General features: G+C 72.5%; 1 protein-coding gene. It reads right to left on the reverse strand.

Annotated elements, in window-relative coordinates:
• On the reverse strand, positions 1 to 1,079 hold a 1,079-nt coding region (locus E1292_RS50470), incomplete at both ends, for a dihydroxy-acid dehydratase domain-containing protein (protein ID WP_132606884.1).

Genomic DNA, 1,079 nt, shown 5'->3' on the forward strand with positions numbered 1-1,079 from the left:
GCCAGGGCGCCGCGGGGTTTGAACGGGTGTCGTGCGCTGGCCACGACGGTCTGGCCGGGTGTTTCCTGGGCTTGGGCGGCGACGTCGGCGAGGGTGCGGCCGTCGATGAGGGTGGCGTTCTCGCGGAGCAGGCCGGCTTCGAGCAGGCGGCGGGCCACGAGGGAGGTGCCGCCGGCCCGCCACAGGTCGGCGGCGGTGTGGGGGCCGCCGCTCGGTTTGAGTCCGGTGATGATCGGGACCTGGCGGCAGATGTCGCCGATGGTGTCGATGGCGAGGGGGAGTCCGGCTTCGCGGGCGATGGCGAGCAGGTGCAGGACGGCGTTGGTGGAGCCGCCCATGGCGGCGACCGAGACGATGGCGTTGTGCAGGGCGTCTTCGGTCAGGATGCGGGAGGGGCGGGCGTCGCGGGCCAGGGCTTGCATGGCGATCTGGCCGGCGCGGTGGGCGGCGGTGTTCTTGTCGGGGGCCACGGCGGGGATGTCGCCGGTGCCGAAGGGGGCCAGGCCGAGGAAGTCGGCGACGCTGCCCATGGTGTTGGCGGTGTATTGGGCGGCGCAGGTGCCGGCGCCGGGGCAGGCGTGGCGGGCCAGGTCGTCGAGGTCGTTCTGGTCGAGGCGGCCGACGGCGCGTTCGCCGAGGGCTTCCCACATGTCCTGGATGGTGACGTCGTGTCCGCGCCAGCGGCCGGGCAGCATGCTGCCGCTGTAGAGGACGAGTGCGGGCACGTCCAGGCGGGCCAGGGCCATGATGGCGGCCGGGACGGTTTTGTCGCAGCCGACGATGGCGACCAGGGCGTCGAAGGAGTGGGCGCGGCCCATGAGCTCGATGGAGTCGGCGATCACTTCGCGGCTGATCAGTGAGGCGCGCATGCCGGGGGTGTGCATGGTGAGGTTGTCGGAGACGGCGATGGTGTTGAACTCCATCGGCAGGCCGCCGGCCGCGCGTACGCCGTCGGCCACGTGCGCGGCCAGTTCGCGGTGGGTCAGGTTGCAGGGCATGGTGCCGGTCCAGGTGGAGGCGATGCCCACCACGGGGCGGCGCATCTCCTCGTCCGACAGGCCCATGGCGTACAGGTGGGA

The sequence above is a fragment of the Nonomuraea deserti genome, assembly GCF_004348685.1.
Taxonomy (GTDB): domain Bacteria; phylum Actinomycetota; class Actinomycetes; order Streptosporangiales; family Streptosporangiaceae; genus Nonomuraea; species Nonomuraea deserti.